This window comes from Pseudomonas sp. PB103 (assembly GCF_009764635.1).
In the GTDB taxonomy this organism is placed as follows: domain Bacteria; phylum Pseudomonadota; class Gammaproteobacteria; order Pseudomonadales; family Pseudomonadaceae; genus Aquipseudomonas.
This window is the reverse complement of sequence record NZ_RWIL01000126.1, coordinates 1-20,208: the sequence shown is the minus strand read 5'-3', so window position 1 is coordinate 20,208 and position 20,208 is coordinate 1. Positions and strand designations below refer to the sequence as shown.

At 59.2% G+C, this 20,208-nt stretch carries 24 protein-coding genes; 4 read left to right on the top strand and 20 right to left on the bottom strand.

What is annotated here, in order from left to right:
• Nucleotides 1-40: 40 nt before the first annotated feature.
• The 11 genes from EJA70_RS22755 to tam all read right to left on the bottom strand — a co-directional run bounded on the left by EJA70_RS22755 (nucleotide 41) and on the right by tam (nucleotide 10,209).
• The gene (locus EJA70_RS22755; protein ID WP_008083529.1) at nucleotides 41-490 is read right to left on the bottom strand and encodes a tellurite resistance TerB family protein; all 450 of its coding nucleotides are present in this window, start codon (nucleotides 488-490) and stop codon (nucleotides 41-43) included.
• 45 nt (nucleotides 491-535) lie between these two features.
• Nucleotides 536-1,717: a TerD family protein gene (locus EJA70_RS22750; protein WP_158833678.1), complete on the bottom strand. Its 1,182-nt coding sequence runs from the start codon at nucleotides 1,715-1,717 to the stop codon at nucleotides 536-538.
• Entirely contained in the window at nucleotides 1,717-2,301 is a 585-nt protein-coding gene (locus EJA70_RS22745; protein WP_008077954.1) for a TerD family protein, read from the bottom strand. Before EJA70_RS22745 ends, EJA70_RS22750 begins: the two co-directional genes overlap by 1 nt.
• A 2-nt stretch (nucleotides 2,302-2,303) precedes the next feature.
• Nucleotides 2,304-3,059 carry an HAD family hydrolase gene (locus EJA70_RS22740; RefSeq protein ID WP_008077956.1) on the bottom strand — a complete coding sequence of 252 codons (756 nt, stop codon included), beginning with the start codon at nucleotides 3,057-3,059 and terminating at the stop codon, nucleotides 2,304-2,306.
• Nucleotides 3,056-4,006 carry an HpcH/HpaI aldolase/citrate lyase family protein gene (locus tag EJA70_RS22735; RefSeq protein ID WP_158833676.1) on the bottom strand — a complete coding sequence of 317 codons (951 nt, stop codon included), beginning with the start codon at nucleotides 4,004-4,006 and terminating at the stop codon, nucleotides 3,056-3,058. The genes EJA70_RS22740 and EJA70_RS22735 overlap by 4 nt, the downstream gene beginning before the upstream one ends.
• Entirely contained in the window at nucleotides 4,006-5,100 is a 1,095-nt protein-coding gene (locus EJA70_RS22730; RefSeq protein WP_158833674.1) for a cysteine protease StiP family protein, read from the bottom strand. Before EJA70_RS22730 ends, EJA70_RS22735 begins: the two co-directional genes overlap by 1 nt.
• Nucleotides 5,093-5,851 carry a trehalose phosphatase gene (locus tag EJA70_RS22725; RefSeq protein WP_158833672.1) on the bottom strand — a complete coding sequence of 253 codons (759 nt, stop codon included), beginning with the start codon at nucleotides 5,849-5,851 and terminating at the stop codon, nucleotides 5,093-5,095. Before EJA70_RS22725 ends, EJA70_RS22730 begins: the two co-directional genes overlap by 8 nt.
• Complete coding sequence (locus tag EJA70_RS22720; protein WP_158833670.1) at nucleotides 5,841-6,968, bottom strand: phosphoribosyltransferase domain-containing protein; 1,128 nt, start codon at nucleotides 6,966-6,968, stop codon at nucleotides 5,841-5,843. Before EJA70_RS22720 ends, EJA70_RS22725 begins: the two co-directional genes overlap by 11 nt.
• Nucleotides 6,969-7,040: 72 nt before the next feature.
• Nucleotides 7,041-8,180 (bottom strand): trypsin-like peptidase domain-containing protein, encoded by a 1,140-nt coding sequence (locus EJA70_RS22715; protein WP_158833744.1) that lies wholly within the window; start codon nucleotides 8,178-8,180, stop codon nucleotides 7,041-7,043.
• 93 nt (nucleotides 8,181-8,273) lie between these two features.
• Nucleotides 8,274-9,275: an ATP-grasp domain-containing protein gene (locus EJA70_RS22710; protein WP_008076896.1), complete on the bottom strand. Its 1,002-nt coding sequence runs from the start codon at nucleotides 9,273-9,275 to the stop codon at nucleotides 8,274-8,276.
• 163 nt (nucleotides 9,276-9,438) lie between these two features.
• Nucleotides 9,439-10,209, bottom strand: coding sequence for a trans-aconitate 2-methyltransferase (tam, locus tag EJA70_RS22705; protein ID WP_158833668.1), 771 nt, complete (start codon nucleotides 10,207-10,209; stop codon nucleotides 9,439-9,441).
• A 378-nt stretch (nucleotides 10,210-10,587) separates the two neighbouring features.
• Here tam and EJA70_RS22700 point away from each other — a divergent pair, with 378 nt between their 5' ends.
• A complete protein-coding gene (locus tag EJA70_RS22700) occupies nucleotides 10,588-11,091 on the top strand; it encodes an inclusion body family protein (RefSeq protein ID WP_008076892.1) in 504 nt (167 codons plus the stop codon).
• A gap of 125 nt (nucleotides 11,092-11,216) precedes the next feature.
• Nucleotides 11,217-11,756, top strand: coding sequence for an AidA/PixA family protein (locus tag EJA70_RS22695; protein ID WP_158833666.1), 540 nt, complete (start codon nucleotides 11,217-11,219; stop codon nucleotides 11,754-11,756).
• A gap of 37 nt (nucleotides 11,757-11,793) precedes the next feature.
• Here EJA70_RS22695 and EJA70_RS22690 read toward each other — a convergent pair whose 3' ends face one another.
• A complete protein-coding gene (locus EJA70_RS22690; RefSeq protein ID WP_008076889.1) occupies nucleotides 11,794-12,879 on the bottom strand; it encodes a type I restriction endonuclease in 1,086 nt (361 codons plus the stop codon).
• A gap of 221 nt (nucleotides 12,880-13,100) precedes the next feature.
• Here EJA70_RS22690 and EJA70_RS22685 point away from each other — a divergent pair, with 221 nt between their 5' ends.
• The gene (locus EJA70_RS22685) at nucleotides 13,101-13,511 is read left to right on the top strand and encodes a low affinity iron permease family protein (protein WP_158833664.1); all 411 of its coding nucleotides are present in this window, start codon (nucleotides 13,101-13,103) and stop codon (nucleotides 13,509-13,511) included.
• A gap of 63 nt (nucleotides 13,512-13,574) precedes the next feature.
• On the opposite strand, the gene EJA70_RS22680 is transcribed toward EJA70_RS22685, so the two are convergent.
• From EJA70_RS22680 to EJA70_RS22645, 8 genes are all read right to left on the bottom strand, one after another.
• Complete coding sequence (locus EJA70_RS22680; RefSeq protein ID WP_008076884.1) at nucleotides 13,575-14,078, bottom strand: DUF4142 domain-containing protein; 504 nt, start codon at nucleotides 14,076-14,078, stop codon at nucleotides 13,575-13,577.
• A gap of 76 nt (nucleotides 14,079-14,154) precedes the next feature.
• Nucleotides 14,155-14,313, bottom strand: a complete 159-nt coding sequence (locus tag EJA70_RS22675) for a KGG domain-containing protein (protein WP_081500477.1) — start codon at nucleotides 14,311-14,313, stop codon at nucleotides 14,155-14,157.
• A gap of 116 nt (nucleotides 14,314-14,429) precedes the next feature.
• Entirely contained in the window at nucleotides 14,430-15,779 is a 1,350-nt protein-coding gene (locus tag EJA70_RS22670; RefSeq protein ID WP_158833661.1) for a bifunctional diguanylate cyclase/phosphodiesterase, read from the bottom strand.
• 79 nt (nucleotides 15,780-15,858) lie between these two features.
• Nucleotides 15,859-16,497, bottom strand: a complete 639-nt coding sequence (locus tag EJA70_RS22665; protein ID WP_158833659.1) for a LysE family translocator — start codon at nucleotides 16,495-16,497, stop codon at nucleotides 15,859-15,861.
• A 60-nt stretch (nucleotides 16,498-16,557) separates the two neighbouring features.
• The gene (gene fos / locus EJA70_RS22660; RefSeq protein ID WP_158833657.1) at nucleotides 16,558-16,974 is read right to left on the bottom strand and encodes a fosfomycin resistance glutathione transferase; all 417 of its coding nucleotides are present in this window, start codon (nucleotides 16,972-16,974) and stop codon (nucleotides 16,558-16,560) included.
• A 4-nt stretch (nucleotides 16,975-16,978) separates the two neighbouring features.
• Nucleotides 16,979-17,698, bottom strand: a complete 720-nt coding sequence (locus tag EJA70_RS22655) for a hypothetical protein (RefSeq protein WP_158833655.1) — start codon at nucleotides 17,696-17,698, stop codon at nucleotides 16,979-16,981.
• Nucleotides 17,699-17,726: 28 nt separating this feature from the next.
• Nucleotides 17,727-18,461, bottom strand: a complete 735-nt coding sequence (locus tag EJA70_RS22650; protein WP_158833653.1) for a hypothetical protein — start codon at nucleotides 18,459-18,461, stop codon at nucleotides 17,727-17,729.
• Nucleotides 18,462-18,670: 209 nt separating this feature from the next.
• Nucleotides 18,671-19,585 carry a LysR substrate-binding domain-containing protein gene (locus EJA70_RS22645; protein WP_178116963.1) on the bottom strand — a complete coding sequence of 305 codons (915 nt, stop codon included), beginning with the start codon at nucleotides 19,583-19,585 and terminating at the stop codon, nucleotides 18,671-18,673.
• Nucleotides 19,586-19,662: 77 nt separating this feature from the next.
• Here EJA70_RS22645 and EJA70_RS22640 point away from each other — a divergent pair, with 77 nt between their 5' ends.
• The gene (locus EJA70_RS22640) at nucleotides 19,663-20,148 is read left to right on the top strand and encodes a DMT family transporter (RefSeq protein ID WP_158833649.1); all 486 of its coding nucleotides are present in this window, start codon (nucleotides 19,663-19,665) and stop codon (nucleotides 20,146-20,148) included.
• Nucleotides 20,149-20,208 lie beyond the last annotated feature (60 nt).

Here is a 20,208-nt window from a genome sequence, read left to right as displayed (position 1 = left end):
AGCGGGGGAAATCCAATGTGACTGTCCAAGGTCCAGCTCCTTAAAGTTCGAAATCAGCCGGGCTCAAACCCAGCTCAAGGCAAATCTGACGGCAAGCCGCTTTTTCTTTGTCGTCGAAGTTGCCATCCGACGCACCGATGGCGCAGGCGACGCGCACCAGCAGACGACCGGCACCGGCATCGTTCTTGATCTTGCCGATGGTCTTCAGCGCTTCCGCCTGACCGATCTGATAGTCGAATTCGAACTTTTCGCAGTGACCATTGAACGACTTGATGACGTCGGCCATGTTGAACACTTTCAGTTCCGGCGAGTTGCTGATGAACCCGGCCATCTTGGTTTTCTCGGCAGAGGAGATCTCACCGTCGGCCGAGGCGACCAGTGCACAGGCGGCTGTCACGGCATCCATGAACTTCTGGTTTTTGAACTTGCTGACCTCGCTGGTCAGTTTGTCCCGGGCTATTGCCGCGTTTTCTTTAAGCCATGCAAACATTTTGAGGTCCTCTGAAAGGCGGGGCCCCAAGCCCCGCCGAAGTCACTATTTCGAGCCGGCACGCCAGCTCATGCCCCATCCATAGGCTTTGTCCACCGCCGAATGACCACGGTGGAAGTCCACACGCCGGGACACCTTGACGGCGCCGTTGACGTTTTCGAGCATGGCGATGGCGCACATGCCATCACGTCCGCCCTCTTCGTTGAGACGTACCTCGATGTCCGGCTGGTTCGGGATGTGGATGGTCACGACACCATCGGTCTCCCGCCAGTTCGGCGCGCCTTCGTAGATGAAGGCGAAGATCAGGATCCGTCGCACTTCCGCCCACTTGGTGCCATTGATGTGCAGCCATTCGCCACCGGCAACAGAGCCGGTACGATCGTCGCCCATCAACTGGATGTACGGTGCGTGATTCAGGCTGCCGAAGCAGTTGCCAAGGGCTTGAACCACACCCTTTTCACCGTCCTGCAACTCGTACAGGCAACCGACGTCCAGGTCGATCGAGGTGCTGCTCTTGAAGAAGCCGCCGGAGCTGCGCTTGTTCCAGTTCAGGTTGACCTTGATCTCGCCGAAACCGGCAGCAGTCTTCTCCAGGCTGATGGAGCTGCGTGTTTTATCGAGGGTGACCTTGCTCAGGCTGATCGTCGACTTCGGCGCGGCCGGTGCTGGTGGTGGCACGGGTACTGGCGCCGGAGTCGGCGCGGCTGCCGGAGCCGGAGCCGGAGCCGCGACATCAACGCCGAAATGCTTGGCCAGTGGCTCGAGCCCGCCGTTGAAGCCCTGACCGACACAACGGAATTTCCACTCGCCCTGACGGCGATAGAACTCACCGAGGATCAGCGCGGTTTCCTTCATGCCGCTGGTCGGGATCTGCGCTTCAACGCCACCCGAGACCACCACCGACAGCTGCGAGACGCGCTCGAAGCTGGCTTTGTTCTCGTAGATCGTGGCGGTCAGCGCGACTTTTTCCACGGCCGGTTCGAGACGGCTCAGATCAACGTTGAACACCGCGCGCCCCGCCGAGGAATCCGCCAGGGTCACGGCACCGCCGAGCACGCTCGGCTGACCGTAAAAGCACATGTCGCCATCGCCGCGAACCTTTGCCGTGGTTCCCAGAACGAAGGCCGAGACATCAATGTCCGCGCCCGGAATGGGCGAGTAATTGATGTCGACGCGAAGCGGGCCGCTGGCAACTGGCGCGTTGCCGCCCGGAGCAAGGCTCGCCATTAGCGCAGCGCCTGAGTGGCCAGGTTGATCAGGTCATCGGCGGTGCGACCATGGGTGGACTCGCCGATAGCGGTGAACTTCCAGTCATTGTTGTCGCGCGACAGGCTCGCCATGACGATGCCGGTGTGAGCGCCACGCTCGGACAGGTTGAAGCGCGCCAGTTCGGTTTTGTTGCCGGCATTGATGATGCGGCAGTAGGCGTTTTCAACTTTTTCGAAGTTCTGGCCAGTGAAGCTGTTCACGGTGAACACCAGATGCTGGACGACCGCTGGCAGGCGCTGCAGGTCAACATGGATGGTTTCGTCGTCACCGGCGCCTTCGCCAGTGCGGTTGTCACCGGAGTGCTGGATCGAGCCGTCCTGGGACTTGAGTTGACGGAACCAGACCAGATCGACAGGCTTCAGGCTGGCGTCGAGCAGGATGCACGAAGCATCGAGGTCGATGTCACCGCCACCGCCCATCAGTTTGCCGAGAAAACCGGCCTTTACCGGATCCCAACCCAGGCCGAGGCTGACGCTGGACAACGCAGTGCCGGCAGTTTTTTCCAGGGAAATGGACTGTTTTTTACTCAGGGTAAGTGCCATCGTTACGCTCCTTGTTGGTCATCGGTGTTCATGGAGCGATCAGGTTTGCCCGCCCCATGCAGGTCGGTGTGCGCATCACGCACGCCCGGATTACTAGCTTTGCTCACCCGCAGACGGCCACGCCGCCACGTCGGGTGAAAGTGCCGCCAGTGCGCATCTTCAGCCGCTGCCAGCAACTCGTGATCGCCGCGGGTATCGCCCCAGGCGCGGATCCGGAACTGCAGCAAGCTGCCGTAAACCGCCTCGAGCCTGAGAACCTTGTTTTCGCATCGGCAGTTGTTGCCGGTGATGTGTCCGGTCAGTACGCCGTCCACCACTTCCAGTTCCGTACCGATCAACTTCACGCCCAGACGATCAGCGAAAGGCTGCAATACCAGCGCAGGCGAGGCGGAACACAGGGTCACTACAGCTCCGGATTTGAGTTCGGCCTCAATGGCCAGCAACCCTGACGGGCGCATCAGGCGCGGCCAGGCCTGCGCGCAATAACTCGCGGCGTGCTGTTGCAGCCACTCAAGCTTCACGCCCGAGAGAAACGTGCGGATCAGTTGCGCCTTGAGTTCGTCACGGCTCATCCGCCGGGCGACGAACCGCAGGCTGGGCAATGCCAGCCGAAGCAGGCGACGATTGAACTCGCGCTTGCCGAAGGCGAACTTCAGGAACGGCACAAAACTGTCGTGCCGGGTCAGCGTGCCGTCGAAATCGAACACCGCCAAAACCGGCCGTGGCGGTGCTCCAGGGCTGTCGATCTGTTCTATCATCCTGACACCTCCGCCAGACGAATCGCGCTTTCACCGACACCGACTTCCGCCTGACGGATGCCGTGCCACTGCGCGCGGTCAAGGATTTTCACTGCCCACCGGTAGTGCGTAGCAGGCTCGCACATCGCGTCGTTGTGGCGGAATACGGCCGGGGCCACGTCGCTGACGATCAGCTTGGCGCTGTTGAAGTCTTCAAGGCTGACGCGCAAGGTGTCCTGAATGATCTCGATCTGGCTCGGATGAATCGCCGTCTTGCCAACCAGGCCATGGGCGATATCGAGTTCCAGTTCTTCCTTGAGCAGATGCGGCGATGCCAACTGCTCGAACACCGGCGCGGTCAATGCAAAGCCCTGCGACCCCATGACGCCGGCCAGCATCGGGATCACGTAGCCCATCGGCGTGCTGTACAGCGTGGTGGTCGGATTACGCCGAAGACCGAGGCTGCCCATCAAGTCGTTGCCGCCAATGCGCAAGGCGATGATGCGCTGATTCAGGCTGGCCTTGAGCGCTTGCCCCAATTCGACCATGGCCGTGGGATTGAATACGTCGGTGGTTTCCAGCGTCGGCATCAGGAACAACGCCGGATTGGTCACGGCCTGCTCCCAGGCGCCAAGATTGGCCAGGGTCAGTTTCGGGATGACGAAGCCATCGACGTGCGCCATCAGCGGCCAGTCGTTGAGTACCGCCGCCATCTCCGAGTCGCGCGGCCGCACGAACAGCAACGGGCCGTCTTCGGGACGACCGCCGCGCTGATCGATGACCGTCAACAGGCCATGCAGGTTGGCCAGCGCCGTCGCGATATCGATATCGGCAACCGCATCTTCCAGGCACACCACCAGCGAGCGCAGTTCCGGCAGCTTGTTGCGGAACACCACATCGAGCAGGTCAGCGCGGGTGGCCGGCATGTACAGGGTGGCGCCGAGGGCATAGGGAGAAAGGGTTTTCATCAGCCCAGGCTCCGAATGATCGTCACGGCACGGTAAGGCCCCAACTGTGCACCGACCTCTTCCACCGGTACGCCGGCCGCTTCGGTCAAATGCATGAGCAATTGCACGTCGCTGTCGTTGCGGTTGCGGATCAACACGTGGTGCGGAACGCGGCGCAGCACGGCGCGCGTCGCTTCGGCGATGCCAGGCTTGACCCGGTTGAGGTTGGTTATCTCAAAACGTGCTGCCAGTGATTCAACGACATGGGTCGCCGCGCCCTGCAGTTCGCGACGTTGTTCTTCACTCCACGGCGTGGCTTTGGCAACGTCGCCCAAGGCTTTGCGCTGCACTTCGATGTGCTCGATGAACGCTTGCGTCACGTCGTGCTCACGCAGATGGTCGTACACCACGCAGCCGTGCAGTCCGCCGTTTTCCGGCCAGATCGAGCGAGACACCAGACCAGAGACGGTCGCCCCGAGGATGCCGGACGGAATCACCCAATCCTCGGCAGACGCCGCCATCCATGCGCGACCGCACGGGTCCGCCAGCACGACCAGGCGCGGCAGTTTCGGAAAACGCGCGTCATCGCCGAGGCTGCGCTGGATTTCACCGCAGATCGCGCCCTTGCCGGTCCAGCCATCGACAAAGATGATGTTCTCGGCGCCATGGGCCTCGATGATGGCTTCCAGCGCCACAGTATCGATACCCCGATCACGGACGATGCTGATGCCGTAATGATAGGTTTCGCGGCCCATCTCGATCAGCGCGCGACGCAGCAGCACACCCAGCGGCAGACCGGCGCGCACGAACGACACCAGGACAATCGACGGGCCGTTGCAGGTTTCGTTCAAACCCAGCGCCAGGGCTTGCACATCGGCGGCCATGCGCGCGCCGTTTTGCGCCAGGACTCGCTCGTAAAGCGCCTTGTGAATATCGCTGGGCGCACTTTCCAGGCTGATCATTTCGGAATAGTGCTTCTGCTTGGTTTGAATCAGGCGCTCTTTTTCCTCGACGTCGGTCACGTCCATCTGTACGGCTTGCAGCAGGAAATGCACGTCATCCGACGCATAGCTCGCGCTGCCCACCGTCACCAGGCTGGAGATGGCCTTACTCATGAATCGAAGCCTCTACGCGTTTGGCCAACTGGCTGCGCGTCGGGGTCACCCACCAGTGACACTCTTGCATGAATGCCAGGTCGGTAATGCTATCGCCGAAGCCGAGCAGCGGACGCTCGCCGTTGGCTTCGCGATCACGGCGCAACCATTCCTGCACCGCCGCCTGCTTGGACAGGCCCTGCGGCAGGAAGGCCAGATTGTTGCTGTTGGCGTGAACGTGCATGCCCTCGAGCAAACCCTGGGACTGAACTTCAGCCAGCACGGCGTTGAGCACTTCGTCACTGCTTTCGTTGTGCTTAGTCACCACGTAGTGGCGCAGGCCCTCTTCTTCGACCACCCAGCCACGCAACGAGATACCGAGCTGCCTGCCGATGTCGAGTGTCGCTTCGCTCAGCTCCGGCAGACGGCTTTGATAGGCCGCAAGGATATCGCTCATGCGCGCCTGCCAGGCCTGATCAAGCTTGCCGTCGGCGCCAAGAATCACCCCGCCATGGGAGCAAATGGCGCCCTGCCGGAATGGCAACCGGACGCGGCTGAACGCTTCCACGCTGCGCGCCGTGACCGGGACCACGTCGGTCGTTGCCAGCAGCCACTCGGCCATCGATTTCTGCACCGGGCTCATGTAGCCGTTGGGCTGACCGTCGACATCCAGGGTCGCTGTGTGACGCGGTGTACCTTCGGGCATCTTGCGCGCGGTCTGAAACAACGTGTCGTCGAGATCGACCAACGCCAGCGGGCGATTACTTTGCATCAACGATCACCTGCGCATTCAAGGTTTTCAACAGTTCGGCAGACACCGCCTGCTGCGGGGTTTCCGAGCAGATCAGCACCCGATCGAACTGACCCGGACGGACGTTGTAGAGGAAATTGGCAATGCCCAGCCCGTAGTTGTCGGCAAACGACAAGGCATGCTCGATCGCATGGCCCAGGGCAATCGGCGAGCGGCTGGTCGAGCTGAAATGCACATCGGCACCCGCGCGTTCCAGGCGTTCGGCCAGCAGGAACGGACGCCAGACAAACTCGCTGGTACCCACCACCAGAATTTTCTCACCAGGCTCTACGTGAAGCGCAGGCGCCAGGGTATCGGCGACGCTGCGCACACCGAGACGGCCCCAGTCGTTGTCCGCATTTACCGGCCAATCACCGGCGGCGATGGTGCCCACGGCTGGCATGTCCGGCAGCGGCGCATCGGTGTCTTCAAAAAATTCATACGAGCCTTTCAGCAGCGACACCTGGTGCACGCTATCGCCCAGTGCCTCGCGCACGGCGCCGCCGGACCAGTCGGTCAGCACGCAGGTCACGACCTGCTCGACTTTATCCAGACCGGCATCGACCAGCGCGCGATGCAGATTGATGAACGTCTTGCCCGTCGAGGCTTCGTCATCGACCAGCACCAACGAGCGCGCATTGAGCATCTGCTCCCGCACCTGCGGGTCAACCGGCAAGTGAATCAGGTGCGCGCTGGCGTGGCTGTGTTCCTCTTCGAAACGGGTGAACAACTCGGTGCCCGTGGGATGACGGGTGCTGACCATGTACACCGTATCAGGCCGGGTGGCGCTGTAGGCGCGGTGCACACCGGCACCGAGGCCGACAGCGGTTTCAGCCATGCCGATAACCAGCACAGGGCCTGGCAAGTCAGCCGGAATTTCTGCCGCCAGGCTTTTAAAACTGGCGGCCATTACCGATGGACGCACAGGAATGTGTCGTCCGAGTACTTTGGAGACGAACAGGAATGCCCGCTTCGGATTACGACGCTCGGCGAAGCCGAACAGTGAGTCGGGGGCAATGACAGCATCATCAACGTTGACGTCGAGACGCCCGCGCATCAGTTGCGCGCTCAGCGCTTGCGTTGCTGCATTTGATTCCATTAACAATTTCCTGCCTTGGCACTGAACCGAAGATCCAGTGCCTCTTCCGTAAGTTTGCAATTCAAAGATGAATCAGAGATTTGAGGCTTCCACCCGCCACATCGAAGCTTGTGCTTCGCGTGCCAGTTGGGCTGCGGTAAAGGTCTGGCCAGATGCATGTTTTCTGCCGTCAACACGGCAGGCATCGAGAAAAGAGCTCAACAGTGAGGCTTTCACCGCAAAGTTCATGTTCTGTGCGTCAGGTATGGATGAGGTGACGAGACCGATCACGGCCCCGGAAGAATCGAAGAGCGGGCTGCCGCTGGAGCCCGGCTGGATGGCTGCGGTGAACTGCAGCAGGCTGGCGTCGTTGTGCAAACCGAACAGGGCCGACACACCGCCCTGAGTGACGTGGACACCACCGCCGGCAAAACCGGCCAAAGGAAACCCCAGCGCGACAATGGCTTCGCCCAGATCGCAACCGAAGCCGGACTTGAAGGCCACCGGTTTCAATGCCGGGCAATCGATCACCCGCAGCAGAGCGATGTCGTTGCGTCGATCAACCACAACGGGATCGGCACGGTAGCGCCCGTCAAACGAGGCAATGTGGATCTCACGCATGCCTTCAATGACGTGGGCGCAGGTCATGACATGGGTGGCAGAGACGGCGAACGCCGTGCCGGTGGCGCTGCTCGGCGGTCGACCGGAGCCTGCGCCACTGGAGCGGCCATTGGGATGGGCGTCGTCGATATCCAGACCGATACGCCGGCCAAGCGCCGCGAGGCCGTAGGCAGAGCCTTCAGCCAGCGCACGAAATTTCCATTGATCATTTCGGCGGTAGAACTCGCCAATGATGATGGCGGACTCGCCGTTTTCGCCAAGGTCCAGCGCGTAATCAATCTGGCCATCGACCTGCAGGCGCAGGTTTTTCAGCTCACTCACCGGCCCCGCAGCAGAAAAGGTGTACACCACCAGGAGCACGCGATCGCTGCCCGCCGGGATTTCGTCCAGTTTCAGCTTGCAGCCGACTTTCTGCTGGTCCTCGACCCATTCCATCCAGGCGCGTGGCGTCTGAAAGAGGGCAGGATCACCTTTCGGGCGGCGTTTTTCATCAACCGGCAATATGGCAACTGCGGCGTACTCCCCGAAAGCCGAAGAGTTTCCACATTCCAGAGTCCACTCACTCCGGGCGCTTGATACTGCGGTGTTTGCGCCAGGCGCTAGCACCATCATTCCTTGAAAACTCCTTGAATAGCTTCCTGCATGGGTTTGTGCCGGTCGACGCAAACGAGCAAATGGTATCAGACTTCATAGGCCTATTTAATATCAGGGTGATGCTACCGCCGCAACGGTGATCCCCTTTACCCGCACGTCTGGTCGCCAAATCCCTTGGGGCTCGGGCAAGCCTAGCCGACGAGCGGCAAAAATCCCCGCCAGGTTCACTCCGGCCGCCCGGGTGTAACCGACGCCGCCGGAATAACGCGCGTTGATCTCAAGCAGGTGCGGGTTACCGTCTGCGTCGTCACGGGTCTGAACATTGACGATACCGTCACACTTGAAGTGCTCGGCGGCCTTCAAGGCAAGCTCGATTGCCGCCCCTTCACGCTCGCAGAGTTGATGCAGGCCTTTCTTGCGACGGCCGACGAACGCAACCGGGCGCCCGGCTTCGCAGACCATGTCCACCGAACATTCGCTGCCCGCCATGTACGGCATGACCAGCATCGGTGGTGGCGGCGTCAGTGCCGAACGGTAGCCGTGCATATAGATGTCGAAGTTCACTTCACGCACATCGGGGTTGGCGAAGCAGCGAAAAGGGTCGGCACTGGCCTTGAACCGCCAGAAACCCTGACCGTAAATGCCCACGGCAGGTTTGACGCAGACTTCCCCCGACGCCGATAACATCTGGTAAGCCGCTTGCAGTTCCTCGGCATTCGACGCGGTGATTGCCGGCACGCAGGCCAGACCCGCGCGCTCCGCCTCAGCCGTGAAGCGGCTTTTGTCGTCGACCAGGTCAAACGTGTCGAGCGACAGTGCACCGGTGACCAGCACAAGCCCGGCGCGCTCGAAGCGCTCACGGGCGTGTTCGAACTCCCGACCCACACGACCGGCCAGTACAACCTTGATCTGATGAGCCTGCGCGGTGGCAATGACCCAATCGATGCGCTCCTGATTGTCCGCAGGCTCGACAAAGCTGACGTCGGCAACCGAAGTGATTTCGGGACGATCCTGTCGATGCGAGGCGTAAATCTTCACCTCAGCCGGCAACGCTTCGCGCGCGCCGAGAATGATGTCCCGTTGACTGGACTGCCCTTCGAGAAACCAGATCACTATTTGTTACCCTCCCTTGTGATGCGCCGAAAGCCGTAGAACACATGAAAAATTCGCCGACCTCCACTGTTGGAGCGGACAGTACCGACTTGCGGTGCAAACTCAAGGGGTACAGTGCAAATGGCCCTGCCTCGGCAAACCCCACCTGCAACGCCCCTGATTATTATCGGGTCGCAACAATGAACAGCCGCGGGAATGGCAACAGTACCGAACCATCAGCCAGCGCCGGATAGGCCTCTTCGACTCGCGCCTGGTATTGCTCCAGAAACGCTGCCTGCTCGGCCTCGCTCAACGGGTTGAGAAACGGGATCAGACCACTGCCCTTGAACCACTCAACCACGCCCGCCGCCCCGCCAGTCAATTGATGATGGTAGGTGGTACGCCACACATCGACTCGCGCACAGAGCGGTCGCAGCATGGAAAAATAATCGCTGGCGCTCGCCATATCGGTGCGCTGACCTGCTGCTCCCGCCAGTTTGCTCGCCCACGGGCCATTGGCGGCGACTTCACGCATCAGCCGATGGGACGGTTCATTGAGGTTGTCCGGCATCTGGATCGCCAAGCTGCCACCGGACGACAACTTGCCTGCCAGCGCCGGCAATAACGCCGCATGGTCCGGCACCCACTGCAACACCGCATTGGCGAAAATCACATCGAAGCGGCCTTCGTCAGCCCAATGGTCAATGTCGCCCACCTCGAACTGCAACTGCGGCAAGCGCTTGCGTGCGGCCTCGATCATGTCAGCCGAGCTGTCCAGTCCGCTGACGCCTGCCCCCGGAAAGCGCTGCACCAGGAGTTCGGTCGAGTTGCCCGGGCCGCAACCGATGTCGATGACCGAGCGCGCTTCAGCCAATGGAATCGCCGCCAGCAGATCGCGCGCCGGCCGGGTACGTTCATCTTCGAAGGCGACATATTGCTGGGCAGACCAACTCATTGCGTTCTCCTGTCAGGGGGTGTTGCAGCGGTTGGTTACAATACAGGTTGCATCGCGATTCGCTCCAGAGCGACTCATTTCAAAGCATGTCTGCGAAGACCGTTCTTTATCGCCAATGCTTAGGTGCCTATTGCGTTTCTGACCGTCCGTCGAGCCAGACAAAAGCGATTTTGACAGCAAAAGAAATCTACCTATAGTCAAGTGGCGGCAGTCGGAAGGAACCCGATTCTCTCGTCTTCGTGCAAGGAGCACGGCCTGCTCATACCTCATGACCGGTGGGTTCCCCCCAGTAGTGTGCTCGCGCAAGCCATACGGCAAGCAAGCGTCGTCGTGCCTGGATTGAGGCGCGACGGTCACTCTGAAAAAAGGAGCGTTACCATGTCTCGAGTTACGGATATTCTGGTCTCTATCGACACCGAAACCATTCTGAAAAAATATCCAAACATCAGCAAAGACCCGAAGAACCCCACGCTGATCGACTGGCATCATGTGTACATGGTCACCAATCAGGATAACGTCGTCAGTGGTCAGGCCGGTGGCGAGCTGGACCTCAAGGCTCAGGTCGGCGACCTGATCCGCTGGCGCGAAACAAGCCTGTCGCAGAGCTTCGAGCAGGCGGTAATTTTCTACAAGTTCATCGGCAATGCCGGTGCTGACCTGATCTCGCCACCCTCGCCGCGCAAGGCTACAGCTTGTGTTGCGGTGCCCAATCGGGAAAACCCATCCGTCCCCAGCTGCCAGAAAGTCGATAACCATTATTGGTCGTCGGAGACCCTGGACTGCGGTCGCGTGACCTATCACTTCCACTTCCTGATCGTCGATCGCAACTGCCAGATCATCGGCTGCTGCTCGTGGGATCCGTTCATCTCCATTCATAACTGATGATGTTCAGGGCCCCTCGACCAAGAGGGGCTCAACCGATCCGTTGCCGCCCCGGCCGGAACAGGATGTCTTGCCTTGACCGAAGCGGTTGCCGTCTTGTGCCAACATCATGAAAGGAATCCATGATGACTTCCGAACCCATTCCCTCGCCCTCTTCTGCCGCTACAGATGCACACAATATCCTGCTGATCGTGGATGCCGAGTCAATGCTGAAGCGTCATCCGGACTCCAGCCTGGACCCGGCCGCGCCAACAGGCATTGCCGATGGTCTGGTCTTTTTCGCCGCGGGTAATAACTCGAAAGAAATAGTTATAAATGACAGCAAAGTGACACTGCCAATCGAGATCGGCCGCCTCCTGCATTTTCGTGGACGATCCATCAGCCTGATCGCCGAGCACAGCGTCGTCATCTATCGCATGACCGTCGCCAGCAGCGACGTGGTTTCAGAACCGGCCCTGGAAGTCCACACGCACCTCACCGTCCCCGCTCCCGACCCGGCAAACCCGACGGTACCCGGCAGCCACAAGGCAGATGATCACTTTTGGGCTTGCACGGCGAAGGGTATCGGGGTCGAACAGTGCGAGTTGAGTTTCATGCTGGTGAACCAGCAGTGTGAGGCTGTGGGGTATTTCAGTTGGACCGTAGGCATGGAAATCACTGAGTAGGCGATAAAAAAACCGGCCTCCAAGGGCCGGTTTATTGTCAGGCGTAGTACCCGACCGTTTTTTTCAGATGATCCGAATACTCATAGATGTCGTCGACCGTACTGATCGGATGGCGCGTTTCGTTCTTTTCCTCATCGAAGATACCGATGTACTTCTGGGAACGATTGAAATGCAATCTGCAGATCGGTTTGCGATTGTTGTCATCCAGCAGGATGCCGAAATAACTCTGAGTATCGCGCTGCACGATTCGCTTGGCATCGACGACCGACCGAACCAGCGCCCGAACGATGTGATACCCCTCCAACTCTTCCAGGGTGGTGATGATTTTATCGTCTGATTCGTCGCCTGGAACCAACGGATCTGTGCCCCCAGAAGCTGTCGGCACTGGCACCAACGCCTGCGGGATAGCGCCGCTCATTGCAGACTTCAACCGCTCGTTGATCTGGTCATTGAGAAATTGCGCGACAGCTTTACGCGTCAGCTCATGAAACTGCTCACGGACTTTCTGAGTGATCACACCGTCGTAAACGCGAGAGGCGAAAACCTTGACGAAATCATCGTCCGGCTTGCTGACCTGCGCTGCGATGACCTTCTTGATTTGGCTGACATATTTCAATTCGCCCGCCGCGTTGATGATCGAATCAACGTCAAAAGCCGACTTGGTCAATTTCACCAACTCGGGGACCGAGTACTCATCAATGTCCAGCAGATCCAGCTCCAAAAATGGCTTCTCATCCATTTTGTTCGGCGCATCGAGGTCCGTAAAAAACTTGTAGACCTGGCCATTGGTGAGAATCGAGATTCGTGCACTGGTGACATGAAAATAGCGGAATAGCTGGGAAGCATGATTGATGTGCAGAGGCTCACCGATCTTTTTGCACTCGATCAGAATCTGTACTTCCCCTCCCTTCATGATGGCGTAATCAATTTTCTCGCCCTTTTTCGTGCCCACATCACAGACGAACTCAGGCGTAACCTCTGTTGGGTCAAAAACATCGTAACCAAGCACCGTGCTGATGAAGGGCATGACAAATGCATTTTTCGTTGCTTCTTCCGTCTGGATTGCGGCGCTCTGCAACCGGACCTTGGCGGCTAGACTGGCTAACTTTTCGAAGAATTCCATGAGTGGCCTCTTGCGTGATTTTCTATCCGTGTAATGAGCTGCTGGCAATTTGATTGCCAACTGATACTAGCCACAAAACAGCACAATGAAAGTTTCACCCTCAAGTCATCCCTCGCGTCTTTGCCCCCCCTATTTTTCTCGAACGGAAAAAATTGTAAGTCGAATTTTCACAACCCCGTCAGTGTCTGAATTTCAGGCGCATCCCAATAAGGAACACGGCTATGAAATTCGCGAAGATTTCCCAGAAGCTCGCCCTGTGGGCCGGTAGCCCGAAGACGTTCATGGGGGCGTTGATCCTGATTGGGTTGTGGGGGTTGAGCGGGCCGATTTTTAATTACAACGATACTTGGCAACTGATCATTAATACCTCGACGACGATCATCACGTTTTTGATGGTGTTCCTGATTCAGAACACGCAGAACCGCGACACCGACATCCTGCATTTGAAGATCGATGAATTGCTGCTGGTGACCAAAGAGGCGCAGAACGCGATGCTCGGACTGGAGGCGCTGGACCTCAAGCAACTGGAAGCGTTGCGCAAGCACTATCGGATGCTGGGTGAGGGCGAGGTGTTCAATCTTGAGGGGCTGGGCGAGAAGAGCAAGCCGAAGCAGGATTTGAATGAGTGTTGATGGGTGACAAAAGATCGCAGCCCGCGGCAGCTCCTACATGGGGCGGGCTGCGATCTTTTTTGATTAGCGGCTGGCTTGCAGGGCGCGGGCCATTTGCAGGTGGTTTTGCAATTTGGGCAGCGTCTCGTCAGCGAAGGCTTTGATTTCCGGCACGTCGGTGGTTTGCGCCTGCTGCTGAATCTGTTCGATAGCCTCTTCAGTGGCTTTGACCTGACTGGCAGCGTAGGCCTGGTCGAACGTCGCGCCATCTTTCACTTCTGGTATGAGTTCTTTGGCCTTGTCAGCCATTTCCTCGCGTGGGGCGACGGGCAAGTCGAGCTTCTTGGCGATCTTCGCCAGGTGCTGATTGGCCGTGGTGCGGTCATTGATCACGACGATGGTGTAATCCTTGACCTCTTTGGATTCGGTTTTGCCGTGCGCCAAGCGGCTGGCCTCAATGTCGGCCATGCCTTTTGCCGACGCTTCGTTGATGAAGTCGGCGGGCGACTGGGCGAAAGCACTGCTGGCACACAGGCCCAGCAATGTTGCAAAACTGATGTTGCGTACACGGGTGGCCATCCGGCTCATGGTCGCGCCCTCCTTACTCTGCAAATTCAAGCGGGAGCTTACGCCCCCGCCTCTCAATCAAAACAACCTTCACCGACTACTTCGATTTCTGAGCGGGCTTGCGGCCCATGTCTGTTTTCGCAGGCTCTTTATCAACTGTCGTGGTGGTTGTTTTCCCACCTTTGCGACCAGCTTCAGAGGCCTTCGTTCGATCGTTGGCGAAGTTTCCCGAGTTCGAGTTTCTTGAATTAGGCATGATTCTCTACCTCTTGGTAATGATCGTGGCGAGCAGGTGCCCGCCTAGATTGAGAATTTTCTGCCGGGCAAAGGTTTAGAAAAATTGCCCTCGATGCGACGAACGGCGCGACCGGATCAGTTATTGAAGGCGTGGTGGTTCAAGCGCTTGGCCGTGTACATCGCTTGATCGGCATGCCGGAACAGTTGTTCCTCGCCACTGCCGTGCTCGGGGTAGCGGGCGACGCCGATACTCGGCTCGATGCGCAGGTTGTGGCCATCCAGACGCATCGGTTGTACCAGCACCTGTCGGATTTTTTCCGCCACGCTGTCGGCATCTTCAGCGGCATGAACACTGTGCAACAGCACGACGAACTCATCACCGCCAATCCGCGCAACCGTATCGGTTTCACGCACGCAGCCCTTGAGGCGATTGGCCACGGTTTGCAGGAGCATGTCCCCCACCGCATGACCGAACGTGTCGTTGACCTGCTTGAAGCGATCAAGGTCGACATACAGCAACGCCATATGCCCGGATTGCTCGCGGGCGCCGGTTAAAGCCGCCGTCAAACGCTCGCGCAACAACTCCCGATTTGGCAGTTGCGTGAGCTGATCGTATTGCGCCATGCGCCGCAGTCGGGCGTGCAATTGTTGGCGTTCAATGGCGGTTGCAACCTGGGCGCAGACGTATTGCAGCAGCTCCTTGTCCTGCTCGGTGTAGCGTTCGCCGCCGGGCAGGCTTTTGACGATCAACGCGCCGATGGTGCCGTTTTTCGAATTCAGGGGCACGCCGAGCCAGCAAGGCGAATTCTGCCCGGCAACCAGTGCGGCAAAATCAGCCGGGCAATCGTCGCTGTCGGGTGTCAGAAGAATCGGCTGACCGCTGCGGATCACTTCTGTGCACAAGCGCCCGGTGACGGTGCCGGGTTGCTCGGGCTGCAATTCGTGATCGTCGACATGATAGGGAAAGTTCAGTTGCGCGCAGTGCTCGTCGTACAGCGCCACGGAGAAATTCAGCGCCGGCAACCATTCACCGATGATCAGGTGAATACGCTTGAACAGCGCCAGCAGATCCTCGGCGACATGGGCGGCTTCGGAAATCGCATACAACGCCGCCTGGCGTGATTCGGCCTGTTTGCGTTCGGTGATGTCGCGGGCCACGGCGATGCGCAGTTGATCGACTTCCGACCAGCGCGCCGACCACAGAATGTGCGCAACGCGACCGTCCTTGCGCACATAACGGTTTTCGAAGTTGTGTTTCGGCTCGCCGCCCATGATCTCGCTGGCGGCCGCAAGCGTGCGCTGTCGATCAGCCGGGTGCACCAGTTCGATCATCGGCCGACCGATCAATTCGTCTGGCGTGTAGCCGAAAATACGCTCGCAGGCAGCACTGACAAAAACGAAGCGCCCCTGCTTGTCGACCGCACAAACGGCGTCCAGCAACAGGTCGATGTAACTCGCCAACGGCGCGGAATTTCGGCTTTCCATGGTTCAGCGTGGGTGTCCGGACAATGCAGCACTCATCAACCATCCTTGACCTTTTATTCACGCATCCCTGCACAGACCATCAAGCCTTGTTCGGCATCAACCCCGGCAGCGCATGCATCAGCGCGTTGACGGCAAAACCGATGAACATCACGCCGCACAGGCGAGTAATGAGCAGTTCGTGACGCTGATACAGCGTGCGCACCCGCTGGGCGCCGACCACGCCAATGAGAATAGCGTAGGCAAGCAGTCCACCGAGAAAACTCAGGGCGATCAGCGCTGGCAACATCGACCAGTTGAGCAGTTCGGCGCGACTCGACAGCAGCGCCGTAAAGGTCGCCACCGCCACCGGATAAGCCTTGGGATTGGTCAAACCGAACAGAATTCCGTGCCAGAACGGCTGGCGCGCCGCGCCTTGTGCCTCGTCGCCGCTACGGCGCTGGGCCCGCACCGCACGCCAGCCGAGCCAGAACAGGTACAGGCCGCTGAGCACGCCAAGCACATCGAACGCCGTGCTGCCGATTTCCCGGGCGCCGACAATCGCGATCAGTGCGGTGCTGCACCAGACCACATCACCGAGCAAATGCCCGCAAAGGAACCCTGCCCCGGCCCGCCGCCCATGCGCCGCGCCAATGCCGAACACCGCCAGCACACCCGGCCCCGGCGTGATGCCGTAGATGAAACCCGAGGCCAGAACGGCCATTAGCAAAGATGGAGTCATGGAAAACCTGCAAGCGCCAGAACACGTGGCGGCCAGTCTATATCAGCCGATTGCGCCTGATCACTGCTCGTCGTAAAAACGCATGCCGGCGTACGGTTTTTGCCGACACGCCGCCAGCCTCGACGCCAGATCGCCAACATGCAGCTCCAGTTTGTGGCCATCCGGATCGAGGAAGTAGATCGACGCACCTTCGCTGCGGTTGTCGCGCCATGGCTGCACGTTGACCGCTTTTAGCCGCTGTACAAAATTCGCGAAGTCCGCGCTTTCCAGACTGAAGGCGTAGTGCGAGTAATCAGCGCCCGGCTCGGATTCTCGCAATGGATCCAGCGACAGACACAGCCACAGCCCCGGCAGCGACAGATACGCGCCGGCGTCCCACGTTGCCTCGACGCGCAACTGCAGCACATCGCGATAAAACGTCAGGCTGCGCTGCAGATCGCTGACCGCCAGGGTCAGGTGGTTGAGGCCGGTCAGCATGGATTCAGTAACCTCTGAAGTCCTCGGGGACGACGTATTGTTCGCCGTCGTAAGTCAGGGTGATCTGGGTTTTCTTCAGGTCAGTGGTTTTCGACACGCATTGGCCGCCCGACTTGATCTCTTTCATTTTGCTGCCGCGGGTGGTGATGATCAAATCGGCGAAACCGTGGTGACTCGTTGGCGCAACGTCGAGCGTGCGGCGGACCTGATTGGCATACCCGCTACAGTCACCCATGAATTCACCGTTGTTTTTGAACACCACCAAGCCTTCCAGTACCGGACGCAGCGCATTGCCCTCGCGGACGTACAGGGTCAGATCGGTTTTCTCATAAGGCAGTGCGCTGGAACTGTGTCCGAACAATGAACGCACGCCGAAAGCCCGCACGTCGGGCGCCAGGCGATAGCGCGCGGTGTCGATGCGCAAATCATCCAGGCGAATGGCGTCGGAGTTGTAAGCGCCCGGCTTGTGGTAAGTGGCGATGGGCGCGGCGTTGCTGGCATTGACGATCGACAGGTCGAGATCGTACATCCCGGCATCGTCACTCCCGGCGTCGGCAAGGTACGTCGACTTGAGTGCAATCGCCTGATTCTGGAACGCCGGCCAGACTTTGCAGCGGGACAGCGACTTGCCGTCGAATTCTTTGGTCTGGCAGGCGGCCTGGGCGGTCATCGTTAACAGTCCCAGGACGATGAAGGAGCCCAGCAATGTGTTACGTGAAATCATTGTTCTTCCTTGAATAAAAACGGTTGGCTTAGTTGCCCTTGAAGTCGGCGGGCAATTCATATTTTTTGCCGTCATAACGGATTGTCGTCAGGACAGGTTTTTGCGTGACGGTTTTCGATTCGCACACCTCCCTCTCACCGCTGCCAACGGTCGAGCTGCTGATCGTTTTAACGATCAGGTCGGCATAGCCATGCGTGCTGGTTTTGGCCAGCTCCAGCGTTCGCGACGTTTCATAACGCTCGCCCGCACAGTTACCATCCCACTCACCGCCATACTCGTATACCACCAGACGATCCATGACCGGACGCAGTGTGTCGCCCTCTTTCACATAGAGCGACAACCAGGTTTCATCCAGAGGATTCATCCGCGAAGAGCCTTTGAAGCGCACTCGAACGCCAAACGCCTGCAATTGCGGCGCGAGCTTGTAGCGGGCAGTGTCTAATTTCAGTTCATCCAGCGCGATAGCGTCAACAGAGAAGGCAGCCGGCTGATGAAACGTCGCCAACGGCTGCGAGTCGCTGCTCGCCCTCAGCGACAACCCGAGGTCGTAGACACCCACGGTCTCTGTTGCGCCGTACACCGGATCGGGCGAGAAATGGGCGGCGGCGGTGATCGTCAGACCTGGAAACGCCGGCCAGTCCTTACAAATGGAAAAATCCAGCGTTTGCGCCTTGGGGGCAGGCGTGCAATCGGCAAACGCCGGCCCCGCCATCAACCACGCGCACACCGCCGCACACCCGATCCAGCCAGACTTCACTGTCACTTCCCGCTCCTTGATGAGGTTTCAGCCGCGCACTATCCCCTGCTGTATCGACCCTTTCAACCGAATCATCAGCAAATCAAAACGCGTTTGGTCTTACCCAGAAGACAAACGGGACTGGCCTCTCCTCGTATCACGCTGTAGCGTCTTGTATTACACACCACTACACCGCCATACACGGCGACTGCCGCCAAAAGCGTGGTAAATAACGCTCAGCTCGCCGCGACTATCCCTTCCTGAATTTTTCGATTCAACCAGTTCAACGCCTGATCTCCACCCCGGCGCTTATGCCAGGCCAGCACAAACGTGAACGGCGGAATCTCGAACGGTGGCGGCACCACGACCAGCGTCTGTTGATCAATGTCGCGCACGCTTCGCGATGACACGGTCAAAATCAGGTCCGTGCCACTGATCAACTGCGGCGCGACGTTCCAGTGCGGCAGGCTGATCGCGACGCGGCGACGTTCGCGCAATGAGGTCAGCGCGCGTTCGATTTCCGGGGTGCCGCTGCCGCGCATTTCCAGCAAGACGTGGGGGCGCGACAGGTAAGTGCGCAGGTCCAGATGACCGCTGGCCGGCAACGTCCGGCGATCCAGCAGGCACACGTAGCGTTCTTCGAACAGCAGCGTGCTGCGCAATTCGTGGGGCATTTCCGGGAAGACCCCGGCCGCCACGTCGATATCGCCATTGAGCACGCCTTCAAGCATCCCTTCACGACTGGCATGGCTGATTTGCAAATCGATGCCGGGCGCCTCATGACGCAGGGTTCGGATCAGCGACGGGAGGATGATCGCCGCGCCATAGTCCGACATCGCCAGCCGAAAAGTCCGTCGTGCACTGGCCGGATCAAAGGTGTCGGGCGCCAGCAGCGATTGCACTTGTGCCAGGGCTTCGGCCAACGGTGCGATCAGTTCCAGTGCTCGCGCAGTCGGCACCAGCGTCGAGCCAGCCCGTACCAGCAGCGGATCACCGAGCACGTCACGCAGACGCGCCAGCGCATGACTGACCGCCGGTTGGCTGAGGTGCAAGCGCTCGGCGGCGCGGGTGACGTGCTGTTCGCTAAGCAAGGCGTCGAGGATCACCAGCAGGTTGAGGTCGATGCGGCGTAGATCATTCATTTGATGCATGTTCTGGATGACGAAACGGAATTTAAATCTGCGCGACGAATACTCTAGAGTCCAGCAAAACCTGTTGGAGAATGAACATGAGTACGTTGCAGTGGGCCGGGTTGTTGGCGTTGGCCGCGTTTGCCGGGGCGGTGGTGCCGTTTCAGGGCGCGATCAACAGCAATCTGGCGCGCGGTTTGGGCCATCCGCTGTGGGCGACATTGGCCTCGCTGTTGGTGAGTGTGTTGGTGTTGTTACCGGTGATTCTGCTGTTGCGCTTGCCGCTACCGTCGATGGACTTTATCAGCAAAGCGCCGTTGTGGATGTGGGCCGGTGGTGCGTTTGGCGTGTGTTTTGTCGCGCTGGCGGTGGTGTTGCTGCCGAAGCTCGGGGCTTCGGGATTCATTGCCTTGGCGCTGGCCGGACAGGTGCTGGCTTCGATGCTGCTGGATCACTTCGGGTTGTTCGGGTTGCTGGAGAAACAGCTGACGCTGCCACGGGTATTTGGGGCGCTGTTGTTGATTGCGGGGGTGGGGTTGATTCAGTTTGGCCATTCACCGGGAAAGGTTTTGGCAGCGCAATAAGATCAAAAGATCGCAGCCTTCGGCAGCTCCTACATTGACCGGATCATGTAGGAGCTGCCG